This window comes from Acinetobacter sp. XS-4 (genome assembly GCF_023920705.1).
In the GTDB taxonomy this organism is placed as follows: domain Bacteria; phylum Pseudomonadota; class Gammaproteobacteria; order Pseudomonadales; family Moraxellaceae; genus Acinetobacter.
This window is the reverse complement of sequence record NZ_CP094657.1, coordinates 3,576,983-3,595,341: the sequence shown is the minus strand read 5'-3', so window position 1 is coordinate 3,595,341 and position 18,359 is coordinate 3,576,983. Positions and strand designations below refer to the sequence as shown.

Annotated in this window: 13 protein-coding genes; 5 read left to right on the top strand and 8 right to left on the bottom strand. The window is 38.3% G+C overall.

What is annotated here, in order from left to right:
- Window positions 1-101: 101 nt before the first annotated feature.
- The 7 genes from MMY79_RS16630 to MMY79_RS16600 form a co-directional block, all read right to left on the bottom strand.
- Complete coding sequence (locus tag MMY79_RS16630) at window positions 102-1,496, bottom strand: efflux transporter outer membrane subunit (protein ID WP_252613553.1); 1,395 nt, start codon at window positions 1,494-1,496, stop codon at window positions 102-104.
- A 22-nt stretch (window positions 1,497-1,518) separates the two neighbouring features.
- Window positions 1,519-3,513 (bottom strand): MacB family efflux pump subunit, encoded by a 1,995-nt coding sequence (locus tag MMY79_RS16625; RefSeq protein ID WP_252610356.1) that lies wholly within the window; start codon window positions 3,511-3,513, stop codon window positions 1,519-1,521.
- Between the two features lie 2 nt (window positions 3,514-3,515).
- A complete protein-coding gene (locus MMY79_RS16620; protein WP_151826850.1) occupies window positions 3,516-4,856 on the bottom strand; it encodes a MacA family efflux pump subunit in 1,341 nt (446 codons plus the stop codon).
- 107 nt (window positions 4,857-4,963) lie between these two features.
- Entirely contained in the window at window positions 4,964-5,953 is a 990-nt protein-coding gene (gene holA / locus MMY79_RS16615; RefSeq protein WP_252610354.1) for a DNA polymerase III subunit delta, read from the bottom strand.
- A gap of 18 nt (window positions 5,954-5,971) precedes the next feature.
- Window positions 5,972-6,481 (bottom strand): LPS assembly lipoprotein LptE, encoded by a 510-nt coding sequence (gene lptE, locus MMY79_RS16610; RefSeq protein ID WP_252610352.1) that lies wholly within the window; start codon window positions 6,479-6,481, stop codon window positions 5,972-5,974.
- Between the two features lie 27 nt (window positions 6,482-6,508).
- Window positions 6,509-9,133: a leucine--tRNA ligase gene (gene leuS / locus MMY79_RS16605; protein ID WP_252610350.1), complete on the bottom strand. Its 2,625-nt coding sequence runs from the start codon at window positions 9,131-9,133 to the stop codon at window positions 6,509-6,511.
- Window positions 9,134-9,320: 187 nt separating this feature from the next.
- Window positions 9,321-9,668, bottom strand: coding sequence for a DUF4124 domain-containing protein (locus tag MMY79_RS16600; RefSeq protein ID WP_252610348.1), 348 nt, complete (start codon window positions 9,666-9,668; stop codon window positions 9,321-9,323).
- A gap of 503 nt (window positions 9,669-10,171) precedes the next feature.
- Between MMY79_RS16600 and MMY79_RS16595 the strand changes: the two genes are divergently transcribed.
- The 4 genes from MMY79_RS16595 (at window position 10,172) to MMY79_RS16580 (ending at window position 15,960) form a co-directional block, all read left to right on the top strand.
- Complete coding sequence (locus MMY79_RS16595; RefSeq protein ID WP_252610346.1) at window positions 10,172-11,896, top strand: acetolactate synthase 3 large subunit; 1,725 nt, start codon at window positions 10,172-10,174, stop codon at window positions 11,894-11,896.
- Window positions 11,896-12,387: an acetolactate synthase small subunit gene (ilvN, locus tag MMY79_RS16590; RefSeq protein ID WP_001215920.1), complete on the top strand. Its 492-nt coding sequence runs from the start codon at window positions 11,896-11,898 to the stop codon at window positions 12,385-12,387. Before MMY79_RS16595 ends, ilvN begins: the two co-directional genes overlap by 1 nt.
- Before the next feature lie 31 nt (window positions 12,388-12,418).
- Entirely contained in the window at window positions 12,419-13,435 is a 1,017-nt protein-coding gene (gene ilvC / locus MMY79_RS16585; RefSeq protein WP_004794656.1) for a ketol-acid reductoisomerase, read from the top strand.
- A gap of 470 nt (window positions 13,436-13,905) precedes the next feature.
- Entirely contained in the window at window positions 13,906-15,960 is a 2,055-nt protein-coding gene (locus tag MMY79_RS16580) for an EAL domain-containing protein (RefSeq protein ID WP_252610344.1), read from the top strand.
- Window positions 15,961-16,564: 604 nt separating this feature from the next.
- Here MMY79_RS16580 and MMY79_RS16575 read toward each other — a convergent pair.
- Window positions 16,565-17,137 carry a TetR/AcrR family transcriptional regulator gene (locus MMY79_RS16575; RefSeq protein WP_252610342.1) on the bottom strand — a complete coding sequence of 191 codons (573 nt, stop codon included), beginning with the start codon at window positions 17,135-17,137 and terminating at the stop codon, window positions 16,565-16,567.
- A gap of 329 nt (window positions 17,138-17,466) precedes the next feature.
- Here MMY79_RS16575 and MMY79_RS16570 point away from each other — a divergent pair, with 329 nt between their 5' ends.
- A complete protein-coding gene (locus tag MMY79_RS16570) occupies window positions 17,467-18,330 on the top strand; it encodes a hypothetical protein (protein WP_252610340.1) in 864 nt (287 codons plus the stop codon).
- Window positions 18,331-18,359: the final 29 nt, after the last annotated feature.

Genomic DNA, 18,359 nt, shown 5'->3' with positions numbered 1-18,359 from the left:
GTTAATATATAAAATTTGATTAGTAAAATCAAAAAACTATCAGTTCATCGAAAATGAACTGATAGTTTTAAGTAAGTAAAAGAATTGCATCTAGAGTGCTATTAATTTGGCAGTTCTTTTACAGGTGAACCACCTAAAGCTTGCATAAGGGTAACATAAGCATTGTATTGGCTTTGCTTGGTTTCAACGAGGCTTAACCGTGCAGTACGTGTAGTTTGCTGAGCATCAAGAAGTGTTTTTAATGCAACAGCGCCATAGCGGTAACGGACTTCAGTTAAACGTTCAGTTTTTTCTGCAAGTTCAACATTACGTTCTTGTAGTGCTACTTGTTTGTCTAGTTCGGTTCGACTCGATAAAGCATTTTCTACGTCAGCAAAAGCCTGATAAAGCGTTTGACGATATTGAATAATCGCTTTTTCATAATCCAGATTGCTAATCGCGATATCCTTCTTCATATCGTTATATTGCAAAAATGGTAAGCTTAAACTTGCACCAAGCGTCAGGGCAGGGTTACGTAACAGTTCTGTCAACGATGTGCTGCTTGAACCTAAACTGCTGGTTAAGCTAATCGATGGATAGTAGCTCGCCTTAGTAGCATCTTTAGTCGCAAGTGCTTTTTTCAAACGAAGCTCAGAGGCTTGTAGATCTGGACGGCGCGATAAAATATCGGCAGGTAAGCCCGCACCAATTGCCGGCAGTGCATTACGTGGTAAACGCTTTGGCTCTTGAATGTTTAATTGTTGCAGCGGCTCATGTAATAGCACCGCAATAGCTGTGCGAGTTTCAACCCGTTGTTGTTCAATCTGGCTTAAACTCGCTTTTTGGCTTTGTACCGATTGTTCTGCTTGAGTCAGATCTACACCTGACACAGCACCAGCTTTATATTGAATTTGTACCAAGTCATAAAGCTTTTGAGAGGTTGCGAGACTTTGCTGGGCAGTTGTGTAGCGCTCATTTAAATAACCGAGTTGCCAATAGAGTTTGGCAGTGGTTGCAATTAAACTTTGCCCAGTGGCTTGTAAGTCTTGTTCAGTTGCTAAGGCTTCCCATTTACTTGCTTCAGTTTGGCGTGCAAGCTTGCCAAACAAGTCAAGCTCATAGCTTACACCCGCACTCATTGATAGGCCTTTAGAGCTGTCATCTCCCGAATTTAAATCGAAAGAATGACCAGTTGAAACACTAGAGTTGGTACGTAAACCTTGTTTGTTTGCAGTTAGATCAGCTTGTAGACGAGCTTGTTTTAATGCAATTCCAGCAACTGCTAAATCACTGTTACGCTCTAATACATTGCTTACGAGCTGATTAAGCTGCGCATCGCCAAAAAGTGTCCACCACCGATCAGAGTATTGATCGGCAGACATGTTTTTTGCTTTGGTAGCATCATACTGAAAACTACCCGGAACTTGTACCGTAGGTGTTTCATAAGGGGTTTTTACTACAGCTGCACATCCTACAAGAGAACCTGTGAGAAGAAGTGCTGTGCTGAGTTTAGTCATAGAGAAAGACATGCAATTTTCCTTATTCTCGAGATAGTGCGGCAACAGGGTCAAGTTTCGCGGCATTCTTGGCAGGTAAGAAACCAAAAACGACACCAATCAGTGTTGAACAGACAAATGCTGCAATAATAGAAGTGCTTGAATAAGCCACGCTAAAGTTACCGCCAGCAAATTTATTAATAAGTTGTCCAAGACCAAGCGACAGTAAGACGCCAAGTACACCACCAATTAGACACACCAAAATTGCTTCAATCAGGAATTGCTGCAAAATATCACTTTGACGAGCACCTACGGCCATACGTACGCCAATTTCTTGAGTACGTTCAGTCACAGAAACCAGCATAATATTCATTACCCCGATACCACCAACCACCAGTGAAATTACGGCAATTGCTGAAACCAAAAGCGTCATTGTGCTGGTTGTTTTCTCAATGGTTTGACGGATACTGTCACTGTTCATAGTGAAAATATCTTGTGCACCGTGGCGCTGAGTTAATAAGTTTACAATCGCATTTTCTGCGGCAGCAGTTGAATATTTGTCATTAATACGAACCACGATATTACGCACATTAGATTGACCCAACATACGGCTCATTACGGTTGTATAAGGCATATAGACATTTAAAGTATCATCTGAGCCCATTCCACTGGTTTGAGGTTCTACAATTCCGATAATTCGAGCTGGAACACTACCAAGTAGCACCACTTGTCCAATTGGGTTAGTGCCATCACTAAAGAATTGTTTTTGTGTATTAGTATCAATGACTACATCTTGTGAACGATCACGCACACTACGTTGGTCAAAAGTTTGCCCATCTTTAAAAACCAAACCTTTTACATCGAAATAATCGTTACTCACACCATTAATGGTCGCGTTTGCTTCATTTTGTTGATAACGAATGGTTTTAGATGTGCTGACGATTGGGCTGACTGCACTGACATAAGGTTGAGTCATTAACGCATCAGCGTCGGCAGGAACCAATGTTTTAAAGTTTGCAGTTTTGGAGTTGTCACCAAAACCACGGCCCTGAAACACCGTAATCGTATTTGTTCCCAGACTACTAATATTGCTTAAAATTTGTTGCTGAGAACCTTTACCTAGGGCGACCACTGTAACAACAGATGCAATACCAATAATGATCCCAAGCATGGTTAAAAAAGTACGCATGCGGTGGGCATTCATCGACAGTAAAGCCATTTGAAAAGCTTCGGATAGGCGGTCTAAAGTAGAACGCCATGCAGAAATACTTTTGCCTTTCTTCTGTTTGCCTTGCAAAGCTGGAGCGGCATCTGGATCAGAGTTGCCTGGTTCGGCTGCTTGATCAGGAATATTAGGACGGTCACTAATAATTTCTCCGTCACTAATTTCGATAATACGCGTCGCATTTTTTGCAACTTGCATATCATGAGTGACTAAAATAATAGTGTGACCTGCGGCATTGAGTTCACGCAAAATACGCATCACCTCAACACCACTATGAGAGTCGAGTGCCCCTGTCGGTTCATCTGCCAGAATAACGTCACCGCCATTCATAAGTGCACGGGCAATCGAAACACGCTGCTGCTGACCACCAGAGAGCTGGCTTGGTCTATTGAGTGTTTTAGTGCCTAAACCTAATTCGGTCAGCAAAGCCGTTGCACGTTGTTTTCGTTCAGAAGGGGTAACACCTGCATAAACAGCCGGAACTTCAACGTTACCCTCAGCAGATAAATCACCCAGTAAATGGTAGCGCTGGAAAATAAAACCAAAATATTCACGGCGTAGTCGAGCGAGTTGATCTGGTTCGAGTTTGCCGGTCTCTTGGCCACTAACTTTGTAACTACCACTCGTAGGGCGGTCTAAACAACCCAAAATATTCATGAGCGTTGACTTACCAGAACCAGACTGACCGACAATAGCAACCAGTTCGCCTTCGTAAATGGTAAGGTCAATGCCTTTTAAAATTTGTATCGTGCTTTCGCCAGCAGGGAATTCCCGGACTAGATTGCTGACTTCAAGCAAAGCTTGTTTTGTCATGCTTACATTCCCATTGGGCCACTACGGCGACGGTTATTACTACTATTAGCTGATGCAGCAGAAGTATCTGCACTATCGGCAATGACAACTTGATCACCTTGTTTTAAGCCCGCAAGAACTTGCGCATTTACACGGTTGTTAATGCCAACCAAAATTTGAGTTGGTTTAGTTGTGCCATCAGCTTGTAATACACGTACAACACTTAACGTTAATTTACCTTGTTCAATTAACTGTTTTTGCTCAGCAGTCAGGTTAAGACGCTCCAAACGAGCTCCATTTCCTTGAGATTTTTTAGTAGCTTCAGGTGTAGAGCTAGCTTTATCAGATGATTGGCCTGATTTTCTTTGACCTGAAAATTGTTTAGAGCTAAGTGCTGATGATGGAACGAGCAGGGCATTTTTAGCTGAGTTTAATACGATATAAACTTGTGCAGTCATATCAATACGCAATTTACCATCAGTATTTGGCACATCGAATAGGGCATTATAGTAAACAGCTGAGCTCGTTGTTGAGCTTGTCGTACTTGTTGATTCGCTAGAAATAGAATCTGGAGCAGGTTCAATCTGGCGTAAAGTTGCATAACGCTTAGTGTCTTCACCTAAAGTAGTGAAATAAACCTGTTGTCCTTTCTCAACTTTCATAATGTCAGCTTCACTGACTTGAGCCTTGATCGTCATGTTTTGTAGTTTTGCAATTTTGACAATTGTTGGCGCACTTTGATTGGCGTTTACGGTTTGACCTTCTTCAGTCACAATTGCGACAACCGTACCATCTGTTGGAGCAACAATACGCGTATAACCAATATTGGTTTGCGCCGTAGATTTTGTGACTTTTGCCGATTCAATTTGTGCATCTAACGCTTTGATTTGTGCCTGAGCTGTTTTATAGCTTGCCTCAGCCGATTCTAAATCCGCACGTGGTGTTGCATCTTGTGCATACATTTGTTGTTGACGGCGGTATTCAAGTTGTTTTTCATTCAAAGAAGCAACTTGCTGAAGGCGCTGTGCTTCTAAATTTTTAATATTCGCATCAGAGGTTTTTAAACTATTTTCTTGGGTCGTTGAATCAATCTGCGCAATAAGTTGACCTTGCTTAACTTGATCGCCAAGTTGCACATACATTTTTTTAACCTGACCAGATACCTGTGCACCGACACTAATCAGTTTGGTTGCATCAAGTGTACCCGTTGCAAGTACATTATTTTCAATATCCCCGCGTGTTACCTCGGCAGTAATATATTGTGGCTGTTGCTGTTTTGGCTTGAAAAACTTCCAAGCTAAAAGAGCAATAATGACTATACAGACGATGATAATAACAAGTTTGATTGGCTTTATTTTTGGCATGGCAACAGGTCGAAAAGTTTAAAATTTAATTTAGTATAAAAGCGAAATGAGGATAAAACGTGAATTTTTATGATATTTCAAGAATGAAAAAAAATGATTCAGGCGAATTAGTGTATAAATAATGTTTTTCCACATAATTCAGCAATCGCTTGCTGCATTAAATGTTCTGTATTTTCGTTCGACATTCCTTTAATTGCTGCATCGATTTGTAATAGAAGGGTAGACCAACCTAGGAACTGTTGTGGATTTAGTCTTCTTAATGCTTGTTGATATAACCCTACTTTTGTTTTCCATATGCCAAGCTGTAAGGCATTATGAGGCTGTTCAAACAATTGCATTAACAAGCGCATTTCTTTACTTAAAGTCCATAAGATCAGACTATCTGGTTCGCCTGCTGCAATTAAATATTGAAAAATCTTAATAGATTGGCCAAGGTTACCTTCTAATAACGCATCACTTAAATCATAGGTGGTATAGCGTGATTGATCTTGTAGGCACGCATATAATTGTTCAATTTGAATGAGTTGTTGGTCTGGAAATGTATCTCTTACACGCATCAAGCTATTTTTAGCTGCAAGCAAATTGTGCTCATGATGTTGCATTAACCACTGCCAAGCATCATTGTCGAGCTGGATCTCAAGCTTTTCTGCTTCTACGTTTAAAATACGTTGACGGTCTTGTGGGTAATTTGCCGTTAGGGCAACTACAACTCCATTTGCTTCAACAACTTGGAAGAAAGCAGACTTTAAACTATTACTATCTTGTTTGGGTAAAACAATTAAAAGCAGGTTATGTTCATTATGTTGTATATAGCTTTTGAGTTGTTTTAAGCCATTCGCATCAGGTTTTATATTGCCGTGTACTTCAATAGCAAGCTGTTGAGAAAATAAAGATAAGCTATTAAGTGCGTTAAAGACATTTTTCCAGTCGCTTACGCTACTAATATCATAGCGCTGTCTTTCAACTTCTTGTTGCTGCCAGCTTTTGCGAAAGGCATCTAATAAATTTTGTTCTAATAAAGGCTCTTGCCCATGTAAAATCCACGCACCCCGAGCTTCCGGAGTACGTTTTAAGGCTTGTAAATAGTCAATTTTCATTGCTGGCAAAAATACAGGTTAAGGCTGAGCTTTTGGTAAGCGATTTGCTGAAATCTGACGAGTAATCTGCTGCGCAATATCATCAATTACAATACGTTGTAAGTAACTTTCTTGCTGATTTTCAGTGTTGACTGTTGCCAAGTCATATTGATAACTACGAGATGCAGTTAATGAGCGTGGCTCAGTAATCTTATTACCCTGACGATCTTCAATCTGGAAGGTTACAGTCAAACGTAATAATACTTCAGTTAGTTTTCCATTTAAAAGCTGACGACGTGGTGTGTACTCTAAAACACGAAGTACATAGGCATCATTATCATTGCTGAGTTGAACACCATTTGCAGCTAAATACACTTTTAACTGCGTTTCCAAATCATCAGTTTTACCTGGTAACTCAAGGCTTAACTTTTTATAAACAAGCGGAGTCGCAGTCGGGTTGGTTCCTTTTAAATGAAATCCACACCCGACTAAGCCTGCACTAAGGCCTAAGGTTAAAACAACAGCGGCTAAACGTTTGGCTAAGTGCATGCTTGATCCTCTCATTAATAACTTTAATTAAACCACGAGGTTAACTAATTTATTTGGAACCACAATTTCTTTTTTTGTTGGTCCGGTTAAGAATTGTTGAACTTCTGGTAGAGCTTTAGCTTGAGCTAATAGATCTTCCTTCGAAATATCAACAGAAACTTCAAGTTTACCGCGAAGTTTACCGTTAACCTGTACAACAATCGTTTGCGTATTACGTGTTAACGCAGCAGCATCAACTTCAGGGAAAGTTGCTGCCGTAACATCTGTACCAAATTGAGCCAATAAAGTTTGGCTTAAATGTGGTGCAAACGGTTCGAGTAACGTTAACAGTGTTGTGATTGCTTCACGTTCTACAGCAATGTCATTGTCGTCTTTTGCTTCAAACTTGTTGCTTGCATTTAACAACTCCATTAAAGCAGCAATCGCAGTATTGAATGCATGACGACGTTCAATATCATCACTTACTTTTTGAATGGTTTCGTGTGTTTTACGACGTAAGTCTTGAGCGTCTTTAGACAAATTAGCTGCATCGATTGTAGAAGCTGAGTTTCCTTTTTCAAGGAAGCCAGCAACAAGGCGCCATACACGTTTCAAGAAACGGTTTGCACCTTCAACACCTGCATCAGACCATTCTAAAGATTGATCTGGTGGTGCAGCAAACATCATGAATACACGAGCAGTATCTGCACCGTATTGGTCAATAATCGCTTGTGGGTCGATACCGTTGTTTTTCGACTTAGACATTTTTTCTTGTCCGCCGATCACAACTTCTTGGCCGTCACCTGAATATTTTGCAGAAAGAATACGACCTTTTTCATCGCGCTCTAGCTCAATATCAGCTGGGTTAAACCAAGTTTTCTTACCATTTTCTGCTTCACGGTAGAACGTATCTGCAAGCACCATGCCTTGAGTTAACAAGTTGGTAAATGGCTCGTTACCTTGTACAACGCCTTCGTCACGCATTAATTTGTGGAAGAAACGTGCATAAAGTAAGTGAAGAATTGCGTGCTCAACACCACCAATGTATTGGTTCACTGGAAGCCAATTTTGAGCAGCTTCAGGTTTAACCAAACCGCCAGTAAAGTCTGGAGATGCATAGCGTGCATAGTACCAAGATGACTCTACGAAAGTATCTAAAGTATCTGTTTCACGGCGTGCATCGCCACCACAACAAGGACATTTAGTTTCATAGAATTCAGGCATTTTGTTAAGCGGGTTACCTGAACCATCTGGAACAACATCTGTTGGTAATACAACTGGAAGCTGGTCTTCTGGAACTGTGACTTGACCACAAGTATCACAGTTAATCATTGGAATTGGACAACCCCAGTAACGTTGACGAGAAACACCCCAGTCACGTAAGCGGAATTGAACTTTAGAATTTGCTAAATTGTGTGGTTCTAATTTCGCAAGGAATGCGTCAAACGCAGCTTGGAATTCTAAACCGTCAAACTCACCAGAGTTAACAAGTTTACCTTCTTTAGAACCGTACCATTCTTGCCATTCAGTTGCAGAATAGTCTGCATCATCAGCGCCTTTGGCATCAATCACTTGCTTAATTGACAAGTTAAACTTGTTAGCAAATTCAAAATCACGTTCGTCATGTGCCGGTACAGCCATTACTGCGCCAGAACCATAAGACATTAATACGTAGTTTGCGATCCAGACAGGAAGCTCTTCACCAGTTACAGGATGTTTTACAAACAAGCCTGTTGCCATACCTTTTTTCTCGGCTGTTGCCAAGTCAGCTTCTGCAACTGAACCCATGCGGCATTCTTCGATAAATGCAGCCAGTTCAGGGTTGTTTTCAGCAGCTTTAAGCGCGAGAGGGTGTTCTGCTGCAACGGCAACGTATGTCACACCCATTAAAGTGTCAGCACGCGTGGTATAAACAGTTAAGCCATCAGCATAAATTTCGGTATTGGCAGATGGGAAAGTAATTTCCATGCCTGTAGAGCGACCAATCCAGTTACGTTGCATGGTCAACACTTGTTGAGGCCAGCCATCTTGTAAAGTGTCAAGATCGTCTAATAATTCTTGTGCATAGTCCGTAATACGGAAGTAGTACATTGGAATATCGCGTTTTTCTACCAATGCACCTGAGCGCCAGCCACGACCATTTTCAACTTGCTCGTTTGCTAAAACTGTTTGGTCAACTGGATCCCAGTTTACTGTTGAAAGTTTACGGTAGATCAGGCCTTTTTTATAAAGCTGAACGAATAACCATTGTTCCCAGTGATAGTACTCTGGTGTGCAAGTTGCGAACTCGCGGTCCCAGTCTACAGATAGACCTAATTTTTTTAATTGGTCACGCATGTAGGCAATGTTTTCAAATGTCCATTTTGCCGGAGCAACTTTATGGGCAATTGCTGCGTTTTCCGCAGGTAGACCGAATGCATCCCAACCCATAGGTTGTAATACAGTTTCACCTTTTAAACGGTAAAAACGGCTAATTACATCGCCAATTGTATAGTTACGCACATGCCCCATATGCAGCTTGCCACTTGGGTAAGGAAACATTGACAGGATGTAGCGATGTTTACCTTCGACAGTGTCGGCAACTTTAAAGACTTTACGATTTTCCCAATCTTGTTGAACTGATGGTTCAATCGTGTTTGCTTGATATTCGGGGTCAATGTGAGAAATAGTCATAGACGTAAGCTATACAACGAAAATTGAAATGAAAGATTGCTGCACAGCATAGCGCAAAATAAAAGGAAATGTCAGTTTTTAGATCAGGATTTTATCTTTTAATATGAGCAATAAACATTTCTCAATCTATTCTTCTTTATTTTAAATAATAGAAGAGTGATGAAAATATTCACCACTCTCATTTTACTTATCGTGGTGTTGTAGCGGATGGGGCTGATGTAGCAGGTAGAACTGCGGCGGCGGGTGCATTTTTTTCTTGTGCGACGTTAGTTGCCTCTCGTACTACTTTATCTGTTTTATCTTGAGGTTGTTGTTCTGAGGTGGGGGTCAAATTTTTTACGGATGATTGGCTGCCATAAGTTGAAACTTTGTTCAAATGTTTTGCACTCTTAGGTGGTGGAGTCGTGGTGTAATGGGTGGAACCATTTTTATCCATCCATTTGTAATATTGCTGTGCCTGACTTTGGCTTGAGTAAATTAAAATTGCTGTTGTAACTGCTGTATATAAGCTTGTTTTTAAATAAGATAAATTCATATCAGATATTCCCCAAAGAAAGCTGGCTATATTTAAATAAAGTTCATAAATAAGCAATTTACAATGCATGGTTTTATATAAAGAAGAATAATTATTTTAATAAATAGAGATTAGAGCTACCCAATTTACGATTCAATTTTAGATTAAAAAAGAAGCAGCTAAAATTTTTTATGGAAAAACCTTTTCTTTAATCTTGACTTTAGTGAATTAAACAACAAAAATGCTCCTTTAGTTTTATATGCGATTATTTGATCACCCTTCGAATAACCGTCATGTTTTGTAATAGACATTCTCTCTAGCCGAGAGATTGATTTTACTTAAAGTATGTATATCCAGACATGCTTTATTAATGTTAAAAAAGCTTATACGGCTGAAAAACAGAAATTTTTCTATTGCAACGAAAACTAGACAATATGTGTGCTATAACAGTGCAGACAATTCAATGAATGAAACACTATTTGTGCCTTCCATAAATAGTGATAAAGATTTTAGGGTGAATCACGTTGGAACTTTTATCTGGTGGTGAAATGCTCGTTCGTGCTCTTGCGGACGAAGGCGTTGAACATGTTTTTGGTTATCCAGGCGGCGCTGTATTACATATTTATGATGCGCTATTTCAACAAGACAAAATTAATCATTACCTCGTACGTCATGAACAAGCTGCTGGTCATATGGCAGATGCTTATTCACGTGCTACAGGTAAGACAGGCGTAGTACTGGTCACTTCTGGACCTGGCGCAACTAATACTGTGACTCCAATTGCAACAGCTTATATGGACTCAATCCCAATGGTGATTTTGTCTGGCCAGGTTGCATCACATCTTATTGGTGAAGACGCTTTCCAAGAAACTGATATGGTCGGTATTTCACGTCCTATCGTGAAGCACAGCTTCCAAGTTCGTCACGCAAGTGAAATTCCTGCAATTATCAAAAAAGCATTTTATATTGCATCAAGTGGTCGTCCTGGCCCAGTTGTAGTCGATATTCCTAAAGATGCTACAAATCCTGCAGAAAAATTTGCATACGAATATCCTGAAAAAGTGAAGATGCGTTCTTATCAGCCTCCTTCACGTGGTCATTCTGGTCAAATTCGCAAAGCGATTGATGAACTTTTAAGTGCAAAGCGCCCTGTAATTTATACAGGTGGTGGTGTTGTTCAAGGTAATGCATCAGCATTATTGACTGAGCTAGCTCATTTGTTGGGTTACCCAGTAACAAATACACTTATGGGTCTTGGTGGTTTCCCAGGTGATGATCCACAGTTTGTGGGCATGCTGGGAATGCACGGTACTTATGAAGCAAACATGGCGATGCATAATGCTGACGTCATTCTTGCAATTGGTGCTCGTTTTGATGACCGAGTAACCAATAACCCTGCAAAATTCTGTGTGAATGCAAAAGTTATTCATGTTGATATTGATCCGGCGAGCATTTCAAAAACGATCATGGCGCACATTCCGATTGTAGGGGCAGTTGAGCCTGTACTTCAGGAAATGTTGACGCAATTGAAACAATTGGATGTGTCTAAGCCAAATCCTGAAGCAATTTCTGCATGGTGGGATCAAATTAATGAATGGCGTAAAGTTCATGGTTTGAAGTATGAAACACCTGCTGATGGCACAATGAAGCCACAACAAGTTGTTGAGGCTTTATATAAAGCGACCAATGGTGATGCCATCATTACTTCTGATGTAGGTCAACACCAAATGTTTGGTGCGTTGTATTACAAGTACAAGCGTCCACGTCAATGGATTAACTCTGGCGGATTGGGCACCATGGGCGTAGGTTTACCTTATGCAATGGCTGCTAAGTTGGCTTTCCCAGATCAACAGGTAGTTTGTATTACCGGTGAAGCTTCAATTCAGATGTGTATTCAGGAGCTTTCAACTTGTAAGCAATACGGTATGAATGTGAAGATCTTATGCTTGAATAACCGTGCTTTAGGTATGGTTAAACAATGGCAAGATATGAACTATGAAGGCCGTCACTCAAGCTCATATGTTGAATCGTTACCTGACTTTGGTAAGTTAATGGAAGCTTACGGTCATGTGGGTATTCAAATTGATCATGCTGATGAACTAGAGTCGAAGCTTGCTGAAGCAATGGCAATTAATGATAAATGTGTATTCATTAATGTCATGGTGGATCGTACAGAACATGTTTATCCAATGCTGATCGCAGGTCAGTCCATGAAGGATATGTGGTTAGGTAAAGGGGAGCGTACATAATGAGACATATTATTTCTGTACTCGTTGAAAACGAAGCTGGTGCGCTTTCTCGTTTGGTGGGTTTATTCAGTCAACGTAACTATAACATTGAGACGTTGAATGTAGCCCCGACCGAAGACCCAACGTTGTCACGTTTGACGTTAACCACTTATGGTGATGACCATAAGATTGAACAGATTACAAAGCAGCTCAACAAGCTTGTTGAAGTTGTAAAAGTAGTAGATTTATCAGAAGGTTCACACATTGAGCGTGAACTGATGTTGATTAAAGTAAAAGCGTTAGGTGCTTCACGTGCTGAAATTAAGCGTACTGCGGATATTTTCCGTGCGCAAATTGTCGACGTGACACCAACTACCTATACCATTCAAATAGCAGGGACAACTGAAAAATTAGATGGTTTTATCGATGCGCTTGCAGAAAACACTATTCTAGAAGTCGTTCGTTCAGGTGTATCTGGTATCGCCCGTGGCGAAAAAGTATTAGCCATTTAATTTTTTAAAAGTATTTTAGCGGAGAACACAAATGCAAATTTTTTACGATAAAGACTGTGACTTATCAATCATCCAAGGCAAGAAAGTAGCGATTGTTGGTTACGGTTCTCAAGGTCATGCTCATGCACTTAACCTTAAAGACTCAGGCGTAGACGTAACTGTAGGTTTACGTGCTGGTTCAGCTTCTTGGAAGAAAGCTGAAAATGCTGGTCTTAAAGTTGCAGAAGTGCCTGCTGCTGTTAAGCAAGCTGACCTCGTAATGATTTTGACTCCAGATGAATTCCAATCACAACTTTACCGTGACGTGATTGAGCCAAACATCAAAGAAGGTGCAACTCTTGCATTTGCTCATGGTTTCTCAATTCTTTATAACCAAGTTGTTCCACGTAAGGACTTAGATGTAATCATGGTTGCTCCTAAAGCACCAGGTCACACAGTTCGTTCTGAATACCAACGTGGTTCAGGTGTTCCTGATCTAATCGCAATTCACCAAGATGCTTCTGGTAATGCACGTAACGTTGCTCTTTCTTATGCTTCTGGCGTAGGTGGCGGCCGTACTGGTATTATCGAAACTTCATTCCGTGAAGAAACTGAAACTGACTTATTCGGTGAGCAAGCAGTTCTTTGTGGTGGTGCAGTTGAACTCGTGAAAATGGGCTTCGAAACTTTAGTTGAAGCTGGTTATGCTCCAGAAATGGCTTACTTCGAATGTTTACACGAACTTAAATTGATCGTTGACTTGATGTTTGAAGGCGGTATCGCTGACATGAACTATTCAGTATCTAACAATGCTGAGTACGGTGAATATGTAACTGGTACAGAAGTAATTAACGAACAGTCTCGTGAAGCAATGCGTAATGCGTTGAAACGTATTCAATCTGGCGAATACGCGAAGATGTTCATTCAAGAGGGTGCTTTAAACTACCCATCTATGACTGCTCGTCGTCGTCAAAATGCTGCACATGGTATTGAAGTAACTGGTAATAAGTTACGCGCGATGATGCCTTGGATTCAAGCGAACAAAATCGTAGATAAAGAGAAAAACTAAGTTTTTTCTTTAGCTTGAAACGCGCGTTAGCGAAGTAAAACTTCGCTCTTGCGCTCGGGCAGAGCAATGCTCTACTAGTCCTCGCTCATACCTTGGATTCAAGCAAACAAAATCGTAGACAAAGAAAAGAACTAATTTTCTTTTTCTAAAGCTTCTAAAGAACCCTGCTACTGAGCAGGGTTCTTTTTTTATACTGTTTTTATTTGAATATGAAAAGAGCCACTGGGTGAACTTGACTAGATTAAGAAAATTCTATATTTTTCATATAATTGGCTGCTTAATTTTTGGTTACTCTATTGATTTATAAAGTAAAAAATACTTGACCAAAAGATAGATAGTGTTATTGTTGATAACTGACTAAAAACGTCAAATTTACTAAAATTTTTTTAACGTGTTTAATTTTTAATTGTATTTTGGGCAATGAGTTGAACAAAATAAAAAAAAGTATTGAATAATCATGGAAGTCCACTATGGGTCATGTTGATTACGATAGCACATTGATCGTCGGCTCTTTTATTGCAGCTGGCTTCATTTGTTATCTCGTGATTTCCATGGAGCAATTAATATTCAAAAAAGCCTATAAAAAATTTGAGCCATTCATTTTATTTATCAATGGTTTATTGCTCGCGTCTGCAATTAGTATTGTTCATATTATCGGTATACAAGCGTATCATCTGTTTGAAACAGTCGACTCTAATATTCCTTTGATTACTGTTTCATTTGCTATTAGTGCTTTGCTATCGGGCATCGCCATGTGGCTGACCTCACGCTTTACCCTTCCTTTATTCCGGCTCATTTTGAGCTCTATTATTATGGGAATCGGAATTTCAGCTTCATATTACATTAGTATGTTGGGCTGGAATATTAATATCTTTAAAAAAGACTACACCTCTTTCTTATTATTATTTTCTATATTAATTGCGATGAGTGGTTCAGGGCTGGCATTTTTATTAGCTTATAAATTAAAAGACACCGAACGTCATCGTCTAACTTTAAAAATCGCATTTTCGGTTATGATGACCTTAAGTATTATGGGTATGCACTATACGGCGCTCATTGCGACGAATATTACTGATAAATTTATTAGTCAATATCAGGCAGAGCATGACTTATTATTATTTACGATTATTTTAGTCACGTGTCTGGTACTCGTAGCAAGTTTTATTGTCGCGATGTTAGAGCAGCGGCTCACACAACAAAATTTAGAGTTACGTAAGGCAAATAAAGAATTAGCTAATCTCTCTATACAAGATAACTTAACTAAACTACCAAACCGTCTTTATTTAGTTGATTATGCTGAAGTATTACTCTCAGATCATCGATATAAAGATCAGAAAATTGCATTTTTATATATTGATTTAGACCGTTTTAAATCGGTGAATGATGCATTTGGGCATCATGTGGGTGATCAATTACTTATTCAAATGGCAAACCGTTTACATTGGCAACTCAATGAAAAATGTAAATTGCTTAGAATCGGTGGCGATGAATTTCTGCTTATTGCAGAAAATACAAATGCAGATGAAGCGGTGGTTTTGGCTGAGAAAGTTTTACAACTGATTCAGGAAAGCTATCAAATTTCTGGCAAGGAAATTAATATTTCTGCAAGTCTGGGCGTAGCACTCTTTCCTGAGCATGGACAGAATGTTCAGGACTTACTCATGAATGCTGATGCCGCCATGCTCATGTCTAAAGAACAAGGTCGAAATACTTATACAATCTTTAGTTACTCAACCCATCAACAAGAAACTAGAAGTCAGTCAAAACTGATCAATGATCTTTATAAAGCCGTAGAAGAAAAACAGTTCATCTTATATTACCAACCAAAATTTAATACGAATCTTGAAGTCTGTGGAGTTGAAGCCTTAATCCGTTGGAATCACCCGGCCTTAGGAATACTTACTCCGCATATGTTCATTGAAGGTGCGGAAAAAACGGGGTTAATCATTCCAATGGGATATTGGGCGCTTGAGCAAGCTTGCCTGCAAATTCAGGAATGGGAACGCAGTAATACGCCATTTTATCCAGTTGCAGTGAACCTGTCGGCACTACAATTTGAAAATAAAAAGTTATTTAGTACACTCGAAGCATTGTTAAAAAAATATCAAATTCAACCTCATCACTTAATTGTTGAAATTACTGAATCTACGGCAATGCGTCATATCGACTTGAGTATCCGAGCCTGTGAGCGGTTACGTGACATGGGAATTCGTGTTGCCATTGATGATTTTGGAACTGGACATTCGAGTTTTTTATATTTAAAAGATTTGCCTGTAGATGAGTTGAAAATTGATCGTGGCTTTATTGTTGATTTGAAACCCGGTTCGAAAGAAGAAGTTATTCTAGAAAGTATTATTCATTTAGCTAAAAAGCTAGGTTTAACCGTAACGGCAGAAGGGGTGGAAACTCAACAGCAGGTTGAGATTTTGACTCGTCTAGGCTGTCAGCAATTTCAGGGTTATTTATTGGGAATGCCTGTTCAGGTGGATCAACTCATTGAGTCTCAAGGTGCTCATTTCGTTTAACCTTTTATAATCTCATCTAATTCATTTTGTTAATTTTCAAACTTTCGTGCTAAATAGAGATTGATCAACATAACTCTAACCTTAAAAAATACTCTCAAATAAGATACGTGCATGTTTAGTTTCAAATGAAAGGTTAAGTTTAAGTATTCAGCTTAAGAGAGTTGTCGTCTTACACGCCCATTTTGGTGGAGTTACATGCTTATACTTTTTGAAATTGAAAAGCTTTAACCAAAAGCCCAGTAAGTTATAGTGAGCTATATAGAGAATAAAATAGTTTAGATATAAGAAGTTATTGGGATATTCGAAGAAAAATATATCCTGATTGTAAAGTGGTTTTAATGAGTAAATAGTTTAAGCTAAAAAATAGATTATAAAATTTTCTTATTGATTTTATTAAGTTTATAGAATAATTGGACTTAATTTAGAGGTTGTTAATTAAGGTTGAAGTGAAATATTTGTTATTAAAAAATAAGACCTTTAAATTTATAGGCTTATAAAAATGGGTGGATCAAGTTTAACTTGGTGGAGTTGGAATTTATACTCCACCATAATCAGCATTATTGTTTATTTTTATTAAAGTATAAAGAGTTAATTAATTTGTATATTAAATAGTTGCACACTCTTGGACTTTCTCAAAGTTAATGATTTTGTTTATATAAGACCATGTTTTTTCTGAATTGATTTTTGATTTATTTATCGTGCCATCAATAATAATGCCATCGACAATATTAAGGAAGAGACCTGTAAGAATTTGTTTATTCTCAACTTCTAGTTCTGAAAAGGTTGAAAAAACTAATTTGTAAATCCAATCTCGATATTTATTAATTTGATATTTGATAGATGGATAAAGTTGCATGACTTCAATCGTTGCTTTCTTAAATAAACAGCCATTAAAATCATCTGTATTGATCCAGTCAACATACCAGTTGAAAATACTTTTAAGTTTAATTAATGGATCATCAATATCATTAACTTTATTAAATAAAGAAGTTTGGACTTCTAAATTTCTCCGATGAAGACATTCTTCAATTAAGACTTCTTTAGAGGAAAAATATTTATAAAAAGTCATTTTTGCCACATTTGCTTCAGCAATAATACGATCAACCCCAATAGAGGTATAGCTTTTTTGGTTAAAGAGGGCGGTGGCTGTTGTTATAATTGTTTCTCTTTTTGACATCGGTTTTCCCGTCATAAAATATTTTTGATTAACTTTGCTATTGTAAAGTATGAAAGCTTAAATAAATCTTATTTAATGATATTTAAAAAATTATATTTATTCAATAGCTTGATTTGTTATTGAAAATAATAAAAATTACTTCTAATTGGCAGTAATTTACTTTTTTTAAATATTATTAATTAATTCGTTGATTTGTTGAGTTAATAAACATAATATAAAATTGTTAAGTTTTGGTTTGTGGAATTTATTTTAGCAATTGAATGCAAAATTGAAATAAAAATAAGGCCCTATAACTTAACTATAAGAAAAACTTTTTACTGAGAATGATTATGTCAAAAAAATTTGAAGACTTTAATAATCCAAGACAAAAAGCATTGCAAGGGATGAGAAATAGCATTCCTGCAAAACAGTGGGAAGAGAATTTACAATTTCTTAAAGAGTTAAGAAATAAAATTGCAAAATTACCAGTTTCTAGACATCCTGCAATTGAAGTATTAAATAATGGATATCTCGATAAGCAGAGTTTGACTCATATTCATTTAGAATATCGTCATGCAATTGTACAAATTTTTACAGATGCTTTATTAAAGGCTCAGTTTCTTACAAAACAACTGGAACCTAAACTCCATTCTGGAGCTAAAATGTTTCCAAGAGTATTATTAAGTTTAAATATACTTGATGAGTTTGGTTTTCGTCCTGGTTTAGGTAAAGATAATTATTATTTGGGCAATCCTGAATATGCTCATTATCCATTATATGAAGATTTACTTAATGATTATGGTTTAACAGAGCTTGATCGTCATAACTTTAAGCCATCAAAAATTTCAGATCAGGTTAGATCATTTTTAGAATCTTCTTATGATAGTTATATCAATGTAGTCGCATTACTAGCTGTTGCAGAGGAAGAGGTTATTCTTTTTAGTCCTCCATTGCGTCAAGCGACCAAATTTGTGAATATCGATGTTGAAGGTGGTGGGTATTACCATGTGCATGGTGTATCTACTGATGAAACGTCAGAAGCTGCTGATGATGACCATCAAGATGATCTTTGGTTCACGTTAGCTCAAGCAATTACCAAAGATGATTATGAAGGCTTAACTAAGCTATGTATTGAATATTGTGCATTATGGAATGAGTTCTGGGATGCACAAATTGCCGATGTTCAGTTTATTGAAGAAAAGAAACTGGCATAAAATATTCTGCTAAGCCTGAAGAAAGCCCA